21 protein-coding genes are annotated in these 21,173 nt (G+C 68.7%); 8 read left to right on the forward strand and 13 right to left on the reverse strand.

The window, feature by feature from the left end:
• Positions 1–5: 5 nt before the first annotated feature.
• Positions 6–2,501 carry an MFS transporter gene (locus ACE101_RS29930; protein ID WP_379137744.1) on the reverse strand — a complete coding sequence of 832 codons (2,496 nt, stop codon included), beginning with the start codon at positions 2,499–2,501 and terminating at the stop codon, positions 6–8.
• Between the two features lie 241 nt (positions 2,502–2,742).
• Between ACE101_RS29930 and ACE101_RS29935 the strand changes: the two genes are divergently transcribed.
• From ACE101_RS29935 to ACE101_RS29960, 6 genes are all read left to right on the forward strand, one after another.
• Positions 2,743–3,408: a response regulator transcription factor gene (locus ACE101_RS29935; protein ID WP_379137746.1), complete on the forward strand. Its 666-nt coding sequence runs from the start codon at positions 2,743–2,745 to the stop codon at positions 3,406–3,408.
• A 159-nt stretch (positions 3,409–3,567) separates the two neighbouring features.
• Positions 3,568–3,948 (forward strand): response regulator transcription factor, encoded by a 381-nt coding sequence (locus tag ACE101_RS29940; RefSeq protein WP_379139041.1) that lies wholly within the window; start codon positions 3,568–3,570, stop codon positions 3,946–3,948.
• Positions 3,949–4,261: 313 nt separating this feature from the next.
• Positions 4,262–5,011 carry a sensor histidine kinase gene (locus ACE101_RS29945; RefSeq protein ID WP_379137748.1) on the forward strand — a complete coding sequence of 250 codons (750 nt, stop codon included), beginning with the start codon at positions 4,262–4,264 and terminating at the stop codon, positions 5,009–5,011.
• 230 nt (positions 5,012–5,241) lie between these two features.
• Positions 5,242–6,219 (forward strand): DMT family transporter, encoded by a 978-nt coding sequence (locus ACE101_RS29950; RefSeq protein WP_379137751.1) that lies wholly within the window; start codon positions 5,242–5,244, stop codon positions 6,217–6,219.
• 27 nt (positions 6,220–6,246) lie between these two features.
• Positions 6,247–7,263, forward strand: a complete 1,017-nt coding sequence (locus ACE101_RS29955; protein ID WP_379137754.1) for a zinc-binding alcohol dehydrogenase family protein — start codon at positions 6,247–6,249, stop codon at positions 7,261–7,263.
• A gap of 14 nt (positions 7,264–7,277) precedes the next feature.
• Positions 7,278–8,390 (forward strand): SMP-30/gluconolactonase/LRE family protein, encoded by a 1,113-nt coding sequence (locus ACE101_RS29960; RefSeq protein WP_379137756.1) that lies wholly within the window; start codon positions 7,278–7,280, stop codon positions 8,388–8,390.
• A gap of 166 nt (positions 8,391–8,556) precedes the next feature.
• On the opposite strand, the gene ACE101_RS29965 is transcribed toward ACE101_RS29960, so the two are convergent.
• The 4 genes from ACE101_RS29965 to ACE101_RS29980 all read right to left on the reverse strand — a co-directional run bounded on the left by ACE101_RS29965 (position 8,557) and on the right by ACE101_RS29980 (position 11,902).
• Entirely contained in the window at positions 8,557–8,853 is a 297-nt protein-coding gene (locus tag ACE101_RS29965; RefSeq protein WP_379137759.1) for a putative quinol monooxygenase, read from the reverse strand.
• A gap of 89 nt (positions 8,854–8,942) precedes the next feature.
• Positions 8,943–9,821: a LysR substrate-binding domain-containing protein gene (locus tag ACE101_RS29970; protein ID WP_379137761.1), complete on the reverse strand. Its 879-nt coding sequence runs from the start codon at positions 9,819–9,821 to the stop codon at positions 8,943–8,945.
• A gap of 89 nt (positions 9,822–9,910) precedes the next feature.
• On the reverse strand, positions 9,911–10,615 hold the full coding sequence (locus tag ACE101_RS29975) for a L,D-transpeptidase (protein WP_379137763.1): 705 nt from the start codon (positions 10,613–10,615) through the stop codon (positions 9,911–9,913).
• A 384-nt stretch (positions 10,616–10,999) separates the two neighbouring features.
• Positions 11,000–11,902: a LysR family transcriptional regulator gene (locus ACE101_RS29980; RefSeq protein ID WP_379137765.1), complete on the reverse strand. Its 903-nt coding sequence runs from the start codon at positions 11,900–11,902 to the stop codon at positions 11,000–11,002.
• Between the two features lie 90 nt (positions 11,903–11,992).
• Here ACE101_RS29980 and ACE101_RS29985 point away from each other — a divergent pair, with 90 nt between their 5' ends.
• Positions 11,993–12,829, forward strand: a complete 837-nt coding sequence (locus ACE101_RS29985; RefSeq protein WP_379137768.1) for an SDR family oxidoreductase — start codon at positions 11,993–11,995, stop codon at positions 12,827–12,829.
• Positions 12,830–13,110: 281 nt separating this feature from the next.
• Here ACE101_RS29985 and rclC read toward each other — a convergent pair whose 3' ends face one another.
• From rclC to ACE101_RS30025, 8 genes are all read right to left on the reverse strand, one after another.
• Positions 13,111–13,746, reverse strand: a complete 636-nt coding sequence (gene rclC, locus ACE101_RS29990; protein ID WP_379137770.1) for a reactive chlorine resistance membrane protein RclC — start codon at positions 13,744–13,746, stop codon at positions 13,111–13,113.
• Positions 13,747–13,761: 15 nt separating this feature from the next.
• Positions 13,762–14,109 carry a carboxymuconolactone decarboxylase family protein gene (locus ACE101_RS29995; RefSeq protein WP_379137771.1) on the reverse strand — a complete coding sequence of 116 codons (348 nt, stop codon included), beginning with the start codon at positions 14,107–14,109 and terminating at the stop codon, positions 13,762–13,764.
• A 134-nt stretch (positions 14,110–14,243) separates the two neighbouring features.
• Positions 14,244–14,510, reverse strand: a complete 267-nt coding sequence (locus tag ACE101_RS30000; protein ID WP_379137774.1) for a hypothetical protein — start codon at positions 14,508–14,510, stop codon at positions 14,244–14,246.
• 858 nt (positions 14,511–15,368) lie between these two features.
• The gene (locus ACE101_RS30005; RefSeq protein WP_379137777.1) at positions 15,369–16,121 is read right to left on the reverse strand and encodes an IS6 family transposase; all 753 of its coding nucleotides are present in this window, start codon (positions 16,119–16,121) and stop codon (positions 15,369–15,371) included.
• Between the two features lie 186 nt (positions 16,122–16,307).
• Positions 16,308–16,946, reverse strand: coding sequence for an HAD-IA family hydrolase (locus ACE101_RS30010; protein WP_379137781.1), 639 nt, complete (start codon positions 16,944–16,946; stop codon positions 16,308–16,310).
• 17 nt (positions 16,947–16,963) lie between these two features.
• Positions 16,964–18,193, reverse strand: a complete 1,230-nt coding sequence (locus ACE101_RS30015; RefSeq protein WP_379137784.1) for a dicarboxylate/amino acid:cation symporter — start codon at positions 18,191–18,193, stop codon at positions 16,964–16,966.
• Between the two features lie 85 nt (positions 18,194–18,278).
• Positions 18,279–18,671 carry a RidA family protein gene (locus ACE101_RS30020; RefSeq protein WP_379137787.1) on the reverse strand — a complete coding sequence of 131 codons (393 nt, stop codon included), beginning with the start codon at positions 18,669–18,671 and terminating at the stop codon, positions 18,279–18,281.
• 9 nt (positions 18,672–18,680) lie between these two features.
• Positions 18,681–19,838, reverse strand: a complete 1,158-nt coding sequence (locus ACE101_RS30025; RefSeq protein WP_379139044.1) for an alanine racemase — start codon at positions 19,836–19,838, stop codon at positions 18,681–18,683.
• Positions 19,839–19,960: 122 nt separating this feature from the next.
• Between ACE101_RS30025 and ACE101_RS30030 the strand changes: the two genes are divergently transcribed.
• Positions 19,961–20,914, forward strand: a complete 954-nt coding sequence (locus tag ACE101_RS30030; RefSeq protein ID WP_379137789.1) for a LysR family transcriptional regulator — start codon at positions 19,961–19,963, stop codon at positions 20,912–20,914.
• Positions 20,915–21,173: the final 259 nt, after the last annotated feature.

Raw genomic sequence — 21,173 nt, forward strand, 5'->3', positions numbered from 1 at the left:
GGTCGTCAGGCCTCCGCGGCGGCCGGCTCGGCAGCGACGGCATCGCGGGGAGTGCCATCGCAGACCGGCAACTCGACGTCGAAGATCGCTCCACCCTCATCCTTGTTGCCGCCGGTCAGCGTTCCGCCATGGGCCTCGACGATGGCCTTGCAGATGGACAGCCCGATGCCCATTCCTTCGCGCTTCGTGGTGAAGAACGGGCTGAACAGCTTCGGCAGCTGGTCGGGCGCGATGCCGGTGCCGCTATCGCTCACCGACAGCCGGACCCGGTCCGGCGACGGAGCGGAGAGCGCGACCTGAAGCTCCCGCCGGGCCTCCGGCACCGCCCGCATCGCGTGCAGCCCGTTCGTGACCAAATTGACGACGACCTGCTGCAGCTCGACCCTGTCGGCGAGAACGCGGGCCTCGGGTACCGAGACGAGCGTGCGCAAAGTCGCCGAGGCGCCGGAGATTTCCCGTTCAAGGAGGTTCGCGGCCTCGGCGATGACGTCGCTGAGGTCGACGATCTCGGGCTCGCGCCGGTCGCGCCGGAGCTGCTCGCGCGTCCGCTGGACGATCTGGCTCGCCCGCATCCCGTCGCGCACCGCCCGCTCGGCCGCCCGCGCAGCCGCCTCGAGATCGGGCGTCGCACGCCTGAGCCAGCGCAGACAGGCCTCGGCGCTCATCACCATGGCGCCGATCGGCTGGTTCACCTCGTGCGCGATCGAGGCCGAGATCGCCCCGACCGTCGCGACCCGGCCGGCGCGTGCAAGCTCGCTCTGCGCGGCGAGGAGCGCCTCCTTGGCGCGCTCGCGCTCGGTCACGTCGATCATCGCGCAGGCGACGCGGTCGTAGCCCGAGGGCTCGTCGGGCAGCGCCATGACGAGAATCACGATGACGTCCCGGCCGTCGGCTCGGACGAGCCGCCCTTGCCTCTCGAACCGGCCGCTGCCGTGGACGAGCCTTGCGAGGAGCGGTTCGAGGAGGTCGTGGCCCAGCGGCAGGAAGCGATCGATCGGGCCGAGCACCGCCTCCCGCGAGGCGCCACCGAGGAGTTGCACCGTCGCCTCGTTCACGTCGATCAGGGTGATGAGCCGCGCGAAAGTCCCGAGACGGTCGGCCTCACGGGTATCCGCTCCCTTCAGGGCCTCCACCTGCTCGTGCGCGGCAGCGAGGTCGATCTCGCAGAGCGCGACGTGAGTCTGCTCGAACAGCGCGCGGTAGCGCCGCTCGCTGCGGGCCAGGGCGCCCAGGGCGCGCTGGCGGGCGCTCACGTCGAAGGCGATCAGGCTGATCCCGCCGGTCAGGGCGAGGTAGAAGCCCACCGCGACCAGACCGCTGCGCTCGGCGAGCGCTTGGGCGATCATCGGCGAGAACGCGCCGCCGACGATGCCGCCCACGTTGAAGGCGACTGAGGTGCCGGAGTAGCGCACCCGCGGTGGAAACAGGCTCGGCAGCCACGCTCCGAGCGGCCCGTTCACGAAGCCCATCACCCAGAGGGCGAAAGCGAGGAATACGAAGGTGGTGACGAGGGACCCGCTGCCGAGCATCGGCGCCAGCAGGATGCCGGAGACGATCGTCCCGGCGCAGCCGACGATGAGCACGCGGGTCGGGTCGACGCGGTCGGACAGCCAACTCGCGGTAACGATCGCAGCGGCCATGAACAGGATCGCGCCGAGCTCGACCATGAGGAACGACGCCCGCGAATGGCCGAGCATCGTCGTGCCGTAGCCGAGTGCGAAGGCGGTCGCGGTCCAGAACAGCGAGAAGCAGGCCACGACCCCGAAGATCCCGGCGACCACCTGGCCCGCATGTAGGCGCAGCAGTTCCACGAGCGGCGCGCGCGGCGGTTTGGCCTCCTTGAGTGACGCGGCGAATTCCTCGGTCTCGCCCAGATTGGTGCGCACCCACAGCCCGAGCCACACCAGCGGAACGCTGAGCAGAAACGGCACTCGCCAGCCCCAATCGGCAAACTGCTCCGGGGTCAGTGTCAGGGTGAGGATCAGGAACAGCCCATTGGCGACGAAGAAGCCGAGGGGCGCACCGAGCGGCGCGAACATGGCGTAGCGCGCCCGCCAGCCCGCCGGGGCGTTCTCGACGGCAAGGAGGGCGGCCCCGCTCCACTCGCCGCCGAGCGCCAGGCCCTGCCCGAACCGCAGAAGGCAGAGCAGCACGGGCGCGAGCCAACCGGCGAGCGCGAAGGTCGGCAGGAGGCCGATGGCCGAGGTCGAGAGCCCCATCAGGAGGAGCGAGCCGACCAGGGTCGCCTTGCGGCCGACGCGATCGCCGAAATGCCCGAAGACTGCGCCCCCGAGCGGCCGGGCCACGAAGGCGAGGCCGAAGCTCGCATAGGCACTGATCAGCTCGGCCGATTGCAGCGCGGCCGGGAAGAACAGCGGCCCGAAGATCAGGCTCGCGGCGGTCGCGTAGATGTAGAAGTCATAGAACTCGACGGTGGTGCCGATCAGGCTAGCCAGGAGCACGCGCGCCGTGGTCTGCCCGGGAACCGGTCTCCGGGACATTGTCATGCGCTCGCCTCGTCCTTGCGATACCTGTGCGGGCTGCCGTCTGCGGCGCGGTCCCGATGGGGGTCGCTCCGCCAAGTGACGACATCCAGCAGGTGTTAGCTCATAGCTCGGCAGTACGTCGAGGGGTGCTCGCTGCAGTGCACAACCAGCGCGGCCGCGCTTGATAGGCTGGCGACGAAACTTGTAAGCACAACCATTGGGGGTGGGGGCCGGAGAGGCACGCAAGGGCTCGTCGATGACGGTGGCAGGCAACATCCGAGGCCCGGGGAAAGGGGCCGCCGACGCGACGACCCCGCTGGTGGTTATCGTCGAGGACGACGAGGGGATTCGCGAGGGCCTCCAGGACCTTCTGCGGTCGGTCGGCCTCGACACCCTCGCCTTCAGTTCGACGGCCGAGCTGCTCGCGACGACACTGCCGGACCGGCCGAGCTGCCTCGTGCTCGACGTCCGACTGCCCGGCGCGAGCGGTCTCGACCTGCAATCGCGGCTGGCCGCGACGGGCAACCGTCTGCCGATTATCTTCATGACCGGCCACGGCGACATACCGATGAGCGTGCGGGCCATGAAGGCCGGCGCGCTCGACTTCCTGACCAAGCCGTTTCGCGATCAGGACATGCTCGACGCGATCGCCGCCGCGATCGCCCGCGACGAACTCCGGCGGGCCGAGAGCGCCGGCACGGCCGAGCTCGCCAAGCTGGCCGCGACCCTGACCGCCCGGGAGGCCGAGGTGATGCAGCACGTCGTCCAGGGGCTGCTCAACAAGCAGATTGCCCACGCCCTTGGCATCAGCGAGATCACGGTGAAGATCCACCGTGGCAACGTCATGCGCAAGATGCAGGCGGGTTCCGTGGCCGACCTCGTGCGCAAGGCCGAGGCGCTGAAGGCCCTATCGGGGGGCTGAGCAGCGCCGCGCCCGGCCTCGCGCGGATGCGAGACCGGGAGGAGGTCGCGCGGGCCGTACCACACCATCGTATGATTCCGCCCGCGCGGCGGCCGGCCCATGTCAGGCGGCAGAGAGCGTGCCCAGATAGGGCACCGGAAAGGACGCCCCTTGTCGATCGTGAAGAGAACGGTCGCGGTGGTCGACGATGACGAGGCGGTGTTGGACGCAACGTCCGGCTTCATCGAGTCGCTCGGCTACGACGCCGTCGCGTTCAGCTCGGGCGCGGCGTTCCTCGCGTCCGAGGCGTTCCTGGCCCACGAGCCGATGGACCGCGCGACCTGCCTGCTGACGGACGTGGACATGCCGGGCCTCAACGGTCTGGAGTTGCAGGAGCGGGTGCGGCAGGTCCGTCCTACGCTGCCGATCATTATGATGACGGCCTTGTCCGACGACGCGATCCGCCGGCGCGCGCTCGCGGGCGGGGCGCGGGAGCTCCTGCGCAAGCCGCTCGCGGCCGACGCCCTGATCAGTTGTCTCGAAGACACGATCGGGTCCTGACGGACTGGTCCTCGTCTCGACCGGTAGGTCATCTCCGTTCGGCGAGGAGGCGGATGGATCGGACGGCGCACCGCAGCGCAGTCGAACCCGTGTCGTCGCCTTCGTGACGACCGACGTTTTCCCCATTTCGCAGTACGGGTGGGCGAAGGCCTGCACCCGGCGAATGACGCCCGGAAGATTTCCGGGGCGGGACGTCCCGGATGAGCCGAGGCAAACTTCCGTATGATTTCTCTCTCTACGGCCAAGATGCACCGTCCAGCCATGGATGACCGCCGTGGATGACCCTTGGCGGAGTCGGTCGAGGAGGCTGGAGATGGGAGTGACGATGGCGATCCCGGTAGCGGGCGATGCCCTCACCCGCGCCGAGGCCGCCCGAAGTGCCATGTCCCGGCTCCTCGCCGTGGCTGGGCACGATCTCAAGCAACCGCTGCAGGTCGCCCTCATGGCAATCGAGCGCGCCGTCTCCGACGGCATCGCGCCCCGTGCCGCCGCCCGCTTCGGCTTGGCCAGCGACGCCCTGGTGCGGCTCGGCCGCGAACTCGACGACCTCGCCCGCTCGTCCCAGGTCGGCCATGCGCCGCGCCTCGGTCCAGTGCACCTTGGCCCCCTCCTCGCCACGGTCGCGGCGGAGTGGCAGCCCTATGCCGAGGCCGTCGGAGTCCGGCTCCTGGTGCACGGCTCGCGGCTGTTGGTGGAGAGCGAAACGGCAATGCTCACGACCATCCTGCGCAACCTCGTCGGCAATGCCGTGAAGTACGCAGGCCGGGGCGGCCGTGTGGTCGTCGGATGCCGGCGCCGGCGCGGCCGGGTCGCGATCGAGATCCACAATGACGGGCCGGGAATAGCGCCGGATCGTCTCGCCAGCATCTTCGAGGCCTTCGACCGGGCCGGACGCAGCGACGGGGCTGGGCTCGGCCTCGGACTCCACATCGTGCGCCAAACCGCCCAGGCGCTCGGCCATCAGGTCGGCGTGCAATCCCGCTGCGGCTGGGGATCGGTCTTCGGCGTGACGGTGGGGCGGTCAGCCCACGAGGAGCCGGACGGGATCGCCTCGCAAGGGTGACTCGGCATCCACGGCCTGGGACAGCCGCCCGCCCACCTGTCGAGCCCCAGGATCCGTCTCCCGCCGAGGGCGACTGTCTCAGAAGAAAATCCGATCACACCGATCTGAACTATGCGCTTATCGGATTATTTCCGCGTCGGCATTCTCGCCTCGTCCCGAACGACGCGCCGCTGAGCCTCTGGGCCGCCGGGCGTATCCGACACTCGACCTCATCCCTGACGAGGCCCACGATGTCCGCCACAGCCATCGACACGCCGCCTGTTTCCGATGCCCTCCCGGCCGCACCGCGGACCGGAACCTCCGTCGCCGCGACCGGGCGATCCGTGCCGGGCGGCCTGCGGGAGCGGTACCGCCCTGCCGTCCTGCTCGGCGGGGCGATCCTGCTCTGGGGCGCCAACTGGCCGGTGATGAAGGTGGGCCTCGGCCATGTCTCGCCGCTGTGGTTCTCCGCCTCGCGCTTCGCCCTGGGCGCCGTCTGCCTGTTCGCGTGGCAGGTCTCACGCGGGGAGCTGCGGCTGCCCGAGCGTGCCGACCTGCCCGTCGTCGCCTCGATCGGCCTCCTGCAGATGATGCTGTTTACGGCTCTGGGCGCCTTAGCGATGACCCACCTGCCGGCCGGCCGCTCGGCAATCCTGAGCTATACCACGCCGATCTGGGTTCTTCCAGCCGCGCTCCTCATGTTCGGTGAGCGGATCGGACGGCGGCGCTGGGCCGGCATCGGTCTGTCCGCCCTCGGCGTCCTCGTGCTGCTCAACCCACACGCGATCGATTGGCGGGACGCGCAGGTCGTCGGCGCCAACGCGATGCTGCTCGCCGCTTCGGCCGCCTGGGCCCTGTGCATCCTGCACCTGCGCTACGGACGCGCGCGCTCCCCGGCGATCCGGCTCGCGCCCTGGCAGATGCTGTTGGCGGCGGCGGTGCTGACGCCGCTCGCCCGCGCGGTTGAGGGGCCGTTCACCGGCGACGACTCGGGCACGCTCTGGGCCTGCCTCACCTTCGTCGGCCCAGTCGCCACCGCCTTCTGCTTCTGCGCCGTCAACGCGGCGAGTGCCCGACTGCCGGCGAGCGCGATGTCGACTCTGATGCTGGCGGTGCCGGTTGCGGGCCTCGCCTTCTCCATGGCGGCCCTGCGCGAGAGCCCGAGCGCGGACTTGATCCTCGGCGCCGCCGCGATCGTTCTCGGCGTCGCGGCGAGCGCCCGCTCCTGATCCCCTACCGAAGAGAGGACCACTCCCATGAAGGCCGTCGGTTTCCACATCTCCCTGCCGATCGACCACGATCAGGCGCTCGTCGATCTCGACCTACCGACCCCCGAGCCGGGGCCGCACGACCTGCTCGTGCGGGTGCAGGCCGTCTCGGTCAATCCGGTCGACACGAAGGTCCGTGCCCGCGCCACGCCGGCGGAGGGCCGTCCGCAGATCCTCGGCTACGACGCGGCCGGCGTGGTCGAGGCGGTGGGCAGTGCGGTGCGCCGGTTCCGGCCGGGCGACGCGGTGTTCTACGCCGGGGATCTCGGCCGACCGGGCACGAACGCCGAATTGCACTGCGTCGACGAGCGGATCGTCGGGCACAAGCCGGCCTCGCTCTCCGTGGCCGAGGCCGCCGCGCTGCCCCTCACCGCGATCACCGCCTGGGAGACGTTGTTCGACCGGCTCGACGTGCGCAGGCCCGTGCCGGGGGCCGCGAACGCGATCTTGATCGTCGGCGGAGCCGGCGGCGTCGGCTCGATCGCGACGCAGCTCGCCCGCCGGCTCACCGACCTCACGGTGATCACCACTGCCTCGCGCCCGGAGACACGGGAATGGAGCCGGGAACTCGGCGCCCACCACGTGGTCGACCACGGCAGACCGCTCGCGGCCGAGGTGGCGGCCCTCGGGCTAGGCGCGCCGGGCTTCGTCTTCTCGACCACCAGCACCGACCGGCACCTCGCCGAGATCGTCGCGCTGATCGCGCCGCAGGGCCGATTCGCGCTGATCGACGATCCGGCGAGCCTCGACGTCCTGCCGTTCAAGCGCAAGAGCGTCTCGACGCATTGGGAGTTCATGTTCACTCGCTCGATGTTCGCGACCGCGGACATCGCCGAGCAGGGTCGGCTCCTCGAGGAGATTGCGCAGCTCGTGGATGCGGGCACGCTGAGGACTACCTTTGCGGAGGGTTTCGGCCCGATCTCGGCCGCCAATCTCCGCCGCGCCCACGCGCTGATCGAGAGTGGGCGCGCCAAGGGCAAGATCGTTCTGGAGGGGTGGGCGTGAGCGGCGAGGCGACAATGGATCGGCGCGCGTGGCTGGCGGGCGCCGCGACCCTGGTCATGGCGGGCCCCGCCCGCGCGACCGCACCCGCTCACCCGGCCGCGCCCGAATTGACGCTCGCCTTCGCGCTGCCGGATGCCGTCACCAACGGCGTCGCAGTCACGCCGGAGGGCCGGATCTTCGCCGCGCTCGCGCGCATCGACGGCAGCGCCGGTCCCCGCGTCGTCGAGATCCGGGACGGCCGGCCTGTGCCGTTCCCGGACGAGGGCTGGAACACCTGGGCCGAGGGCGCCGACCCCACCCGCACCCTGGTCTGGGTCAACTCGCTCAGGATCGGTCCCGATGGCGACCTCTGGCTCGTCGATACCGGCTCGCCCGGGTTCGGGCGGTCGATGCGTCCTGGCGGGTGCAAGCTCGTGCAGGTCGACGTCGTCGGCGCGCGGGTGCGGCGGGCGATCCCGCTTGACGGCCTGGTGACCCCGACGAGCTTCATCGACGACGTACGCTTCAACGGCTCCCTCGCCTATCTCACGGATGCCGGGGCGCCGGCCCTCGTGGTGCTTGATCTCGCGACGGGCCGGGGCCGCCGTGTACTCGAGGGCCACGCCTCGGTCACGGCCGCGCGGCCGATCTCGGCCGAGGGACGCATCGTGCGCGGGCCGGACGGCGTCCCGGTTCTGGTGCATGCCGACCAGCTCGAAGTCTCGCCGGACGGCGCCGTCCTCTACTACCAGTCCTGCACCGGCCCGCTCTGGCGCGTGCCCACGCGGCTGCTCGACGATCCCGGGACGGCACCGGCGAGCTTGGCCGCCTCCGTCGCGATCGTCGCCGACACGCCGCCGACCGGCGGCACGGCGATCGCCGCGGACGGCACCCTGTTTGTCAGCGACACGGATGCGCAGCGCATCCTCCGCATCGCGCCCGACGGCACCGCCTCGACCCTGATCCAGGACCCGCGCCTGCTCTGGGTCGACGCGATGTGGATCGATGCCGGCGGAAAGTTGTGGATGCCGGCCGCTCAGCTCAACCGCCTCGCCCTCTTCCAGGAAGGCCGGAGCCGGGTGCGCTTCCCGGTCGAGGTCTACACGCTCCAACTCGGCGTTAAGCCGGCACCCAACGACCACCGCTGAGGAGAGAGGTCGTGGCCACCGGCATCGCGTTCGTGAACCTGCAGGACGGCACCCCCGAGACTTCGGAACCCGCAACGCGCCGGATCGCTGAGCGCCGCGAATGGTTCGGTTCGCGGAGGTCGGCCAGGGTGGAGAGCCCCGGGCCCGCGCTGCAGCCTGCAACGAATCAGGCGATCCTGCGCAGGAGTTCGATGGCGAGCGGCTCGCCCAGGAGCTCGTCGAACCGGGCGGCGAGCGCACGGAAGTTCGCGCCGTCGGCGTGAACGTCGAGGGCGGTCCCACTCTCCCAGACCTCGTACATCACGATCGTACCGGGTCGCTCGCGGCTCTCGTGGGCCGTGTAGACGAGGCAGCCGGGCTCCTCGAGCACGGCCGGTACGATCGCTGCCACGGCCTGCGCCAGCGCCGCCTCCTTCCCCTCGCGAGCCACCAGGCGGGCGATCAGATGCACGTGTTCGGACATTGTCTGTCTTCCTTGTCGTCAGGAGTAGTCCGGCACCGCCGGACGCCGTCAGGACGCGCAACGCGCGAACGCGCTGAGCCGCCGGACGGTCAAGCCGCGATGGTCAGTGCGTCATGGCCAGCGAGGCTCTGGCTCAGAAACGTGATCAGCGGCTCCACGAGATCGGGCGCCCTGTCCTCGCCCAGAACCGTCACCTCGGTCATGGGAAGAGCGGGCCAGAGCTCCGGCGCGCGCAGGATCTGCATCCCCTCCTGCACGAAGGAGCGGCCGAGCAGGGTCACGCCGAGCCCGCCCGCGACCGCGGCCTGCACGCCCATCAGGCTGCTCGCCGTGCACGCGACGACCCATTCGCGGCGCACCGAATCGAGGGCGGAGATCATCGACTCGCGGTAGCTGCAGGGCGGTGCCAGCATGACGAGGCGCGCCGGCCGGGTGAAATCGAGGTGGTAGTCCGCCGCGGCGAGCCAGACGAGCGGCTCGCGCCAGATCACGCGCCCCCTCGCCTGCCCACCGCTGCGCTTGGCAATCACCGCGTCGAGCCGGTCGGCGTCGTAGGCGTCGAGCAAGGTGCAGCTCAGGCCCGTCATCAGCTCGATGTGGACGTCCGGGTGGAGCCGCCCGAACCGGGCGAGCAGCTTCGGCAGCTGGCCTGGGATGAAGTCCTCCGACACGCCGAGCCGCAGCGTGCCGCTGGCGGGAGGCTCGCGCCAGGCGCGCAGGAGGCGATCGTTGAACTCCAGCATCTGGCGGGCGGCGACGAGCAACCGCTCGCCGTCCGGCGTCAGGCCGAGCGTACGGCTGGTGCGGTCGAAGACGCGCCGCCCCAGGATCTCCTCCAGCCGCAGCACCTTCTGGCTCACCGCCGATTGCGAACGGTGGACCACGTCGGCGGCAGCGGTGAAGCTGCCGGTCTCGGCCACCGCCACGAAGGCCCGCAGAAGGTCGATCTCCAGGTCCGGGTAGCGCATCGTCCCCACCTGCTCCTCTGCCGCGACGTCGGCTCGGTCCCGCGCAACCGCACCGCCCGTCAAGATCCGCACCGGGCTGCCGCGGCGGCTCAGCTGCCGGTTCCCCGGGAGGCAGTCCGCACGACGGATGGTTGCGCGGGTTCGACATGCTCGTCGGCCGGCAGGACGACGACCCTGGTCTCGACCGGAACCCGGCCGTAGAGGTCGATGACGTCCTGGTTGAACATCCGTATGCAGCCCGAGGACACGTCGGTGCCGATCGTGTGCGGCTCGGTGGTGCCGTGGATCCGGTAGAGCGTGTCGCGCGGGCCGTCGAAGAGGTAGAGGGCGCGCGGCCCGAGCGGGTTGCCCGGGCCGCCGGCCATGCCGTGGCGCCAGGGGCCATTCCGCTCCGGCTCGCGAGCGATCATGTCCGACGTCGGGGTCCAGCGCGGCCATTCGGCCTTGCGCCCGACCCGCGCCGTCCCGCTCCAGGCGAGCCCGGCTCGGCCGACGCCGACCCCGTAGCGCAGGGCCCGCCCGTTCTCGCGCACGAGGTAGAGGAACTTGTTGCCCGGATCGACCACGAGGGTGCCGGGCGACTCCGGCCGCGCATAGGCGACCTCCTGGCGGAAGTAGCGGGGGTCGACATCTGCGACATCGGTCGCCGGCAGAGCGAAGCGCTCGGCGGGGCGCGCTCCGTACATGGCCGCGAAGGCCGCGTTCGGCTGCGGTACGACGGCCGCGCGCTGGGCGTCGACGGCCACGCAGCCGCTCCCGACCAGCGCGAGCGGTGCGAGAATGAAGAGAGCCATGAACCTCGAGCCACCGCCGTTCGGGCTCGTTGAAGGGACGGTTCCGCGCTCGGCCATGATGCTCTCAGCTCTTCCGCAGCGACCCTACGGCGACGCCCGAACGTCGCCCTCAGGCCTGCTGGACACGTTGCACGGGCACAGGCACTGAAGGAAACGCATAGTTTCGATCGATCCTAGCAGCAAATCGAATGGATGAGCCGGTCGGGTCTCATTCGCATCCCCTTCAGGGCGCATCGACCGTCCGAGGACGGGCGCGCCTTGTGGCAATCGTGCCGCCCTGGATGGCTGATGCCGTCGTGACCGTCGGGGCACCGCGGGCCGAGCTGTCGTCAACTCCCCTCGATCGGCACGTTCAGGCCGACGGCGATCCATCCGCGCTCATGCTCAGGTTTCGTTCGGAAATACCTTGAGGACGTCGATGAAGGCACGAAGACCGGCAGGAACATGGCGATGCCCCGGGTAGTAGAGGAACAGACCGGGGTAAGGCGGGCACCAGTCGTCCAGGAGAGACGTGAGCATGCCGGCTTCAAGATGGCGTCGGGCAACCAGTTCGGGAACGAGGGCGATGCCGAGGCCGCGAAGCGCGGCTTCCGTCATCAACTCCGTTCTGTTCAGGACGAGAGGGCCTGGGACGTCGATGGTTACGGCTTGACCGTGCCGCTCGAACGCCCACTTGCTGGGCCGTCCGTTCGGCGTCCGCGTCCGAATGCAGCGATGACCCGACAGGTCGTCAGGGGTCCGCGGCCGGTCCCGCCCCGCGAGATAGGACGGCGATGCGACCGCCAGCATACGCGACGGCCCGCCGAACCGGACCGCGATCATGTCGCGGGGAACATCCTCGCCGAGCCTGAAGCCCGCGTCGAAGCCTTCCGCGACGATGTCCACGAAAGCCGGCTCGGCCACCAGGTCGACTGCCATATCGGGAAAGCGCTTCAGAAAGACCGGGATCACAGTCTGAAGGAGGAGCAGGGAGACGGTATCGGATGCCGTGACGCGAAGTGTCCCCGTGGGACGAATGCGAGAGGCATCGATCTCGGCCAGTGCTCCGTAGAGATCCTGCAGGATCGGCCGCAGGCGCTCGACCAAGCGCTCACCAGCCTGGGTCGGCGCGACGCTGCGGGTGGTTCGATTCAGCAGCCGCATGCCCAGCCGCGCCTCAAGGCTGGTCATCATGTGGCTCAGGGTCGACGGCGCCACCTCCAGTTCGTCGGCAGCCTTGCGAAAGCTCCTGTGCGTCGCGATCGCGGCGAGCGCCTTCAGCTCGGTCAGGGACGGCAGATCATTCATGGCAAAACGTCATCAAGGCATGCGGAATTGCGCGGCTTACAGCCAGCAATGAGGCGGGTTAATCCGTACCGGGACAATCTGGAGGCGAATATGGCTCGGACGTGGTTCATCACAGGCGTGACGAGTGGCTTCGGTCGGGAGATGGCAGCGCAGTTGCTCGCACGCGGCGAGCGCGTGGCGGGTACTGTGCGGCACTCGGCAGGTCTTGCTGACCTGAAGGCCAAATACGACACGAGCTTCTGGACCGCACAGCTCGATCTGAACGACCCCGCCGCAATCATGAGCGTGGTCAACCGTGCCTTTCGTGACCTCGGCCGGATCGACGTCGTGGTCAACAATGCCGGCTACGGGCAATTCGGGGCCGTTGAAGGTTTGACCGACGTGCAGATCGCGCGCCAGATCGATACCAATCTGATCGGCCCGATCCACGTCGTCAGGGCAGCCCTTCCGCATCTGCGCCGACAGGGCGGCGGGCGCCTGATCGCCATGTCGACTTACGGCGGACAGGCTACCCATCCGGGTGCCTCCCTCTATCACGCAAGCAAATGGGGCCTGGAAGGGTTTTTCGACTCGGTTGCGGCCGAGGTCGCCTCTTTCGGCATCGGCGTCACGATGATTGAACCCGGTGCCGCGCGCACCGGATTCCGAACGACGGCCGGAACGCTGTTGGGCGCAGACGTGGATGCGTACCGGAGCACGCCGATCGGCGCGATGCGCACGATGCTCTCGGATCCGGCCGCTGTCGCGAAGGGTGATCCGCGCAAGATGGTCCAGATCATCATCGACAGCGTAGACGAGGAACCAGCACCAAAGCGGATCGCGTTGGGCGGAGATGCCTATACGATGATCGAACGAGCGCTGGCCGAGCGCTTGGCCGCTCTGCGGGCGCAGAAGGACATCGCCTTCTCGACCGATGGCACACCATGAAGCCGATCGTGTGCCAGACCCGAGCGATGCAGGAGAACGGGTGATGCGCTCGGCGCGAAGGGCAGCGTATAGGGGGCGGGTGCCGAGCCTGCCAGAACGTCTCGAGCCGAGCGCGTTGCGCCATGGGCAGCCCCTCCGCCGTCGTGCGGCTTTGAAAGCCCGTGGTCTCGATGCACGCGTGAGATCGCACCAATGTACGGTCGAGTCGCCCGAATGATGTTGACCCACTCTCGGGGTCAACATCATCGGTCGGTCCCGGTGACCCTGGAGCGGCGGAGCCCTCAGTGCGAGCCGAGTGTGGCCGGAGGCCGGGTGAGCGAAGCAAAACCGCCACGCGCGGCGGCCCGGGGCTCCAGCACCGCGCGGGCGCTGTCGACCAGCACGAGCCACGCCCCTGCCAGCAGGACCACGTCCTTGAGGACGAGGCGGCCGGCTCCCGAGAGGTAGGGGAAGCCGTGCTGCGCGTCTCCGAGCGCTGGCACCCAGGCTTCGGGCGTGGTTGCCAGGAACGAGAGCGTGACGACGGGAGTGAGGAAGGCGACCGTCGCTCCCGCGAGCCCGAGGCGGCGCGACACGAGGCCGAGGAGCATCAAGCCGCCGATGAGCAATTCCACCACACCGAGCCCATTCGAGAAGCGGTAGGTGCCATTGGCCGCCTGCCACGAGCGCTCGTCCGGCTTCAGCTCGCCCTCTCGGGTCATGTGCTGCCGGTAAGCCTCGGGGTGCGCGTAGAACAGCCGCATCACCGGGTTGTTCGCCACGAACGGCGTGATGCTGTCCGCCTCGTAGGGCGCGAACTTCACGCCGCCGATCCAGAGAAAGATGATCGCGACGGCGACGCGCATCCCGTGCAGGCCGATCCGCTGAGAGCGTGCGCTCGCCACGACGGCGAGCGCGGCGCGAAGGCGAGTCCTCATCAATGCTTCCCTCCCTCAGACGTCCGAGGACGCGTCGTACGCCTCGAGTGCGCGCGTCGAGTAGGTGACCGCCGCTCCCGCGTTTACGCTGACCGCGACACCGAGCGCCTCGGCGAGTTCCTCCTTGCTGGCGCCGAGACGGCGGGCTGCATCCGAATGCACGGTGATGCAGCCGTCGCAGCGAAGGCTGATAGCGACCGCGACGGCGATCAGTTCGCGCGTCTTGGCGTCGAGCCGTCCGGTTTTCTGTCCGGCACTGCTGAGGGCGCCGTACCCTTTCACGGTCTCTGGGCTGAGCTTGGCGAAGCCGCCAACGCCTTCGAGAAGTTGCTTGCGATAGGTGTTCCAGTCGAGCATAGGCATCGTTGGGATCTTCCCGTTGAGGCGTGCCCCTGACGACCATCGGAGGTCTCGATGGCCGAAGGGTGAGGATGAATGAGAGGAAGCCGGTCCGCTGCAGGACGCGGCCGAGTCGATCGGGATCTCGGGTAGGAGCATCACCGGGTGGAGCGGAGCACCCGATTGCCCGGCTTGGCGGCCAACGAGGTGGGCGCGAAGCGGACACTGCTCTGGGTCGTGTCCGCGACGGTGCCAGTCGTCAGCACGGTGTCGGATCCCAGCGCACCAGCGAGCAGGCCGCCCGGCCCCCGGGCCGGCACCTCAAACTCCTGACCCCAAACGTTGATCACGCGTGTTTCTTGCGCCGAAGCGGGTGCAGCGCCCCCAGTAAACAGGGCGAGGGCGATGAGTAGCTTGCGGGACATTCTATTCTCCATCGGCGGATCGGCGCTTCGCGTATCGTACGCTGATGGATGTATTTTAGATTTAAATTCATATTCCGGTATTATGGGCTGGTCTTATTGAGATTATATTATCGTTTATGCCCGTATACCAAGGTTTGCGTTGCTGGGCCGAGGGGTTGCCGCACGGCGACGCAGCCTGGGCAACGCGAGCGATGTCATTAGGGACGGGAGGGAGTGGGAGTTGGGGTCGGAGCGACTTGGGCGACCTCCACGCCGAACCACCCTGCACCCCAACTCCCGTTTCTGGGACTCGCCGCCAGTGACCGCCCCTTTCCGGGCGCGCCCGGCGCACCATCTGGCCTGACGCCCGAGCCCATCGGAGGCGCGGATATCAAGGAAACCGTGTCACGCAATCGAGTGGCCGGAAAACCCTGGCAACCGGACATTCCTGGCATCAACCGCGAAGGACCGCTCAGGGTCAGGAGTTCGCGTGCGCCTTATTCGGCAATGCGCCACTCCCAGACCTCCGACCCGTGCCGCCGGAATAGCCGCTCGACATCCGACAGCAGCCGTTCGAAGTCGGCAATCGCCTTGGGGCACTCCCGTCGATTCGCGTAAGGGCGGCCTATGGAACCAGGTCTGGACCTGTCGCCCATGAGCGGCGCGGTTCGCATAAGCGCCTGTATGGGACAGAAGAGCCCGCGACAGCGGCAGCTAGGCCAGGCCGTCGAGGCTATCACCCACTCGCGTGAGTTCCTCTCACGGCCCGTCTATGTATCCTTCCAGGCCTACACGAAAGCCGTAGACGTAGAGGGGCGTTGAGGGGGGCCTGTCGCAAACTCGGGTTCGGGCCGCAGAAGGGCCTCTGCCATCGCACTTTCATGCTTTGTTCGCGACGGCAAGTCCGAAGCAGGAGGCGAGCAACTGGTTCTGCTCCTGCACGGTCCACGCCCCTGAGAACCCGAAGCCCTTGCGCAGCCACAGCATGGCCTCGAAGCCCTGGATCGTGCGCCGGGCCGTGTGGAACGACCGGAAGCCGCCTACTCGGGGCATGGCCCTCTTGACCCGAAAGTGGTCGCTCTCGATCCCCTGCTGCAAGTGCTTGGTGCCGTAGTGGGTGGGCGTGCGCGGCAGCAGGCCCTCCTTGCGGCTCTCAGCGATCGCCAGCGGGTACGGGCCGGCGCCATCCGTGCCGATGCGGTCGGGTGCGAGCAGCGGCTCGGCCGAGAGCATCTTGCGGAAGAAGCGCTTGGCGGCATCGGGATCGCGGTTGGCGGTGAGCAGGAAGTCGACGGCCTCGCCATGCTTATCGATGGCCCGGTACAGGTAGCGCCACTGACCTCGAACCCGGACGTAGGTCTCATCCACGCGCACGGAGCCGCAGTGCGGTTTGCGGAACCGGCGCAGGCGCCGCTCGATGGCGGGTGCGTAGGCGAGCACCCAACGATTGGTGGTGGAGTGGTCGACCGTGAGGCCTCTCTCCAGGAGCATCTCTTCGATGTCGCGGTAGCTTAGCGCGTAGCGCAGGTACCAGGAGACGGCCTGCACGATCAGGGTGGCTTCGAAGTGCCGGCCCCGGAAGTCGCTTCGGGCTTGCCGCTTCAGCTTGAGGGCGAGGGCGTTCAGGATCATGGGCCAGCTCCGAGGCGGAGCCGCAAGCTGGGTCGGTATGGCTAGCGACCCGTGAACGCGAACCCGTTCGCGCTTGCGACACGCCCGGAGGCCGGCGCCGATCAGGAGGGTGGGAGCCACGTGCTCTCGCAACGCGTCCAGCTCACGGAACCCTGATGCAGCGGGCGATGCTGGAACATAACATCCTCATCGCTCCTCATCGAGGAAGGCTGGCAGCAAATCCAGTGTCGCCTCATGCGCGAGCGGAGACGACGAGCCGGCCGGCGCCGCCATCCCGACGCGGTCATGCCAGTACGTCGCCAGCCCAACCTGTGCCGTTCCAACTAGATCGTATGGTGAGCCCGCGACGAACAGGCAGCGAGACGGCTCCACTCCGAGAGCCTGCAACCCCAGCCTGTAGGGACGAGGGTCGGGCTTGTAGAACCCGGCTTTTTCCGCCGTGATGACGGCGGTGAAATCGACCCCCGCGCAAGCGGCCGCGATGCGCCCCAGCCGTTCAGAGCAGTTGGTCACGACGCCGAGCGGCACGGACCGGGCGGCGAGGGCCTGAAGGGTCCGTGTCACGCCCGGCCACGGCTGCAACTCGCCGTAGCGGTCCTCGAGATCCCCCGCCAGCCGGCGCGGCATCCCGACCGCTTCGGCGGCTTCGGCGACGAGATCCTCATAAGGCCGGTACGCACCCGTGCGATAGGTGATCCGCAGGTACTCTGCCCGCCAGCGTCGGCCAGCATCCTCGCTGCCCGCGACCGCGTTCCACAAGGACCAACTGTCGAGCAGGGCGGTCAGGAGGTCGAACAGGACGGCGTCGAAGCGATGGGATGTCATCGTGGGTGTCTCCGTTCTTACGCTGCAGGTGACGCCGGGTGCGAGACCAAGCCGTGCGCCGACGCTTCGACGGAAGCGGGCGCACCGTCCGGCAGGCCGCCGAGGCGGCGGACCACGAGGACGGCCGCGGTGTTGCCGAAGACGTTGATGCCGGCGCGGCCCATGTCGAGCACCGCATCGATGCCCGTGATGACCGCGATCGCCTCCACGGGCAGTCCGATCGCGGTCAGCACCGTGGCGAGTGCGACGAGGCTGGAAGCCGGGACGTTGGCCACGCCCTTGCTCGCGATCAGCGTCGTGACGAGGATGGTCAGCAGGGCCGACCCGGACAGGTGCAGGCCGTAGGCTTCGGCCAGGAACGTCACGGCCGCCCCAAGGTAGAGGGCCGAACCGTCGAGGTTGAAGCTGTAGCCGAGCGGGAGCACGACAGCGACGATGCGCTCCGGCACGCCCATGCGTTCCAGGCACTGGATGTGCGGCGGAAGGGCGACTTCGGACGAGCGCGTCGCGAACGCGAGAAGCACCGGCCCAATGACCTGACGAGCCGCCCATAGAGGGCGCTCGCCCGTGAGGCGGATGACGATGAGGAAGAGGCCGAACAGGAGTGCGTAGCCGAGGTACAGGGTACCGGACAACTTCGCGAGGGCTATCAGCGCGCTCAGTCCCTGCGTCGCGGCGAGCCAAGCCGATATGGCGAACACCGCGAGAGGGGCTACGGCGACCACCCATCTGGTGATGCGGAACATCGCGCTGAGCACCGTTTCTAGGGCGGCCGTCACCGGCCGAGCACCCTCGCCGAGCGCGCCCAACGCGAGACCGAACAGCATCGCGAAGACGAGAGTCGGCAGGACTTTCTGTGCCGCCATCACGGCGACGATGTTGGACGGGATGAGGTCGAGCACGAACTTCACCCAGTCGACCCGCAGGGGCAGGTTCTGCGGGATGTGCCCCGAGGCGACGAGGCCGGCGCCGAGGCCTGGATGGAAGACCGCGTTCAAGGCCAGCGCGATCGCGATGGAGGCCGCGCTCGCGAGGTAGAACCAGCCGAAAGCGACCAGCGCCGTCCGCCCGAGACGGCCGGCGTCGTCCGCCATCCGGCTTGCGCCGAGAGTGACGGCGCAGAACACGAGCGGGATGACGACCATCCGGATCGCCTCGATGAACGCCGTGCCGATCGGCTGAAGGGCAGCACCGAGATCCGGCCAGAGGGTTCCGGTGGTGAGGCCCACCCCGATGCCGAGTGCCATCCAGAGGACCAGCGGGACGCGTATTCGCCGCCGCGGACCGGCTTGCCCGTGATCCATCCTTGCCTCCTCTGCGTTTCAGTGCGCGTCAGATCTCGCGTGCGGCGACCGCCTCGATCTCCACTAGGTAGCCGTGGTGCAGCTCCGGCACCGGCACCACGGCGCGCGCCGGCTTCGCCTTCCCGAACAGCTCGGCATAGATCCGGTCGAAAACCGGCCAGTTCTCGATCCCGACGACGTAGGCCGTCACGCGCATCACGCGGTCCGGACGAGACCTCGCCGCGTCCACGATCGCCAGCAGGTTGGCGAGCGCCTGGCGGGCCTGGACCTCGAAGGTCTCGTTGGCCGCGTGGGTCCCGTCGGCGCGAAGCGGGAGCTGGCCCGAGACGAAGACGAGGTCGCGCCACGCGGTCGCCTGGGCGTAGTGGCCGGCCGGAGCCGGGGCTCGGGCGGTCGAGACACGCTCGATGGGTGAGGTCATCGTCAGCTCCTACCAGCCGTTGATGCGCGGCCACACGGCCCCGATCCGCCCGGCGGCGTCGAGCACGTGGTAGCGGTCGTGCTGAGCGCCGGTGGCGCAGGCGTGGTTCGGCAGGATGCGCACGCGCGCCCCCGCGGGCAGGTCGGGCAGCTCGGCGCCGGAGCCCGGACGCAAGGCCAGGATGCCGTGCTCCTGGTTGGCGTCGGCGACGATGAGGTCTCGGTAGGGGCGGCCGGTGAGGTCGCAGACCACGCCGTAACCCTGATCGACCGCTTGCCGGGCCGTCCCGCGGTCCCGCGACAACGCCATCCAACCGGCGTCGGTGATGATCCAGCCCTTGTCGCGGCGATGGCCGATGACGGTGGCGAGCACGCTGAGCGCGATGTCGTCCACCGCAACGGAGCCGACGCCGGCCTGAAACAGGTCGCCGAACATGAATACGCCGGCGCGGACCTCGGTGACGCCGGTTAGGTCTCGGGCGTAGCGTGCGGTTGGGGTCGAGCCGATGCTCACCACCGGGCAGAGCAGGCCTGCCGCCCGCAGCGTTTCCGCCGCCGTCACCGCCGCCATGCGCTCGCGCTCGGCGGCCTCAGCGAGCGCCTCGGGGGCGCTCAGGCCGTAGCTGTCGCCCGCGTGCAGCAGCACGCCTCGCAGCACCGCGCCTGCATCGAGCGCGCGCCCGATTGCGACCAACGTCTCAGTGTCACCAGGCTTCACACCGGAGCGATGCCCGTCGGCATCAACCTCGATGAGCGCGGGCAGGCGATCTCCGGCCCGCTGGCTCCAGGACGCGACCGCATCTGCCTGCTCGATGGAGTCCAGCACCACGGCGAGATTCGCACCCCAGCGCTGCCGGACCGCGCCGACGCGGTCGAGCTTCTGCGGTGCGATGCCTACGGCGTAGGTCATGTCCCGCACGCCGCCCTCGGCGAAGTACTCCGCTTCGCGCAGGGTCGAGACCGTCGCGGAGCCGGACGGGGCGGCCATGGCGAGGCGGGCGACGTCGATCGACTTCGCGGTCTTGAGGTGGGGCCGGAAGGCGACGCCGAGCCGGTCGAGATGTGCTCGCATCCCTGCGAGGTTCGCCCGGAGTCGCTCCTCGTCCAGCACGAGGCATGGTGTCGTCAGCATCGGTGATGCCAAGCCGCTTTCCGCCGGCTGAAGCATGGCCCCGGGTTCGGTAGCGAGCACGTCCGCGGACTCCTTGGGTGGTGACGTGCCTCAGAAAGCCATCATGGGGCGCGAAATGCCATTAACGCCTCATGCATTCTAAATTAAGGTTCTGCTTAATGGTCGATATGGATGATCTCCGCTTCTTCGTTGCCGTCGCCGCTGCCCCGTCTCTGGCCGCTGCGGCGCGTGCGTTGAACGTGTCTCCTCCAGCTGTGACGCAGCGGCTCCGCGCCCTGGAAGCAAGGCTAGGAGTCCATCTCTTGGACCGTTCCGGTCGTGGCCTCACCCTGACCGACGAAGGCGAGTTGCTGGCCGAGCGTGGCAGGGACCTTCTCGCTGGCTTCGACGATCTCAGCAATGCCTTGGCCGAGCGACGTGGGCAGGTGATCGGACATCTGCGCGTTGTAGCGCCGCTCGGCTTCGGACGCCGCCACGTGGCACCTGTCGTGGCGGCGTTCCGGGCGCAGCATTCAGGTGTCAGGATCGACCTGCTGCTCTCGGACCGCCTCGGCCGCATACCATCTGAAACCTGGGACCTCGCCGTCCACGTGGGCGAGACGAGGGAAGTAACGCCAAGTCTGACTGTGCGCAGTCTTGCGCCGAACGAGCGAATTCTCTGTGCTGCACCCGCCTACTTGGCTCAGCGGAGAGCGCCGCGCTCGCCCGCCGAGCTGAGGGATCACACCTGCATCGCGCTGCGCGAGAACGATGAAGACGTGACTCTCTGGCGCTTCCGTTCGGGTAGTGGTGCTGAGGAGCGCGTCAGGATCGAGCCGGAACTGGCCAGCAATGACGGTGAGGTCGCGCGTGGCTGGGCGCTCGCTGGGCTCGGCGTGCTCGTGCGATCCGAGTGGGACGTTACGGAAGACCTAAAGGCAGGGCGGCTGATCCGCCTGCTCGAGGGTTACGCCCTGCCCTCGGCTCCGGTCGTCGCCTTGCTGGGCTCAGGGCGGCGGGCGCGTGCGGCCAGGACCGAGAGGTTCCTCGAGGCGCTCAGGCAATCGCTCGACCCGCTCCCTTGGCGTGACCATCAGCGCCCCGCCGGCATCACGCAAGGCTCCGCCTGTTAAGATATGCCCTTCTGAAACACTGCGTGAGACACCGAAACCGGCGGCACTGAACATGGGCGGACCCTCGGCTACCCCGTCAGGTTCTTCTCAGGGCTTAAGCGAGACACACCTGCGATCGGCCGCGGAGGAGCATGTAGAGAAAACGACGGTTTTTCAGCCACTTAAACCTATAGGATTTGCGTGTCAGGAAATCAAACGGGTACTCCTGCGGGGCCGGTACAAGTCGTTTTAAGAAGCGCCGCAACAAGGTGTCCTGTGG

It is taken from the genome of Methylobacterium carpenticola (assembly GCF_042748905.1).
Lineage (GTDB): Bacteria > Pseudomonadota > Alphaproteobacteria > Rhizobiales > Beijerinckiaceae > Methylobacterium > Methylobacterium carpenticola.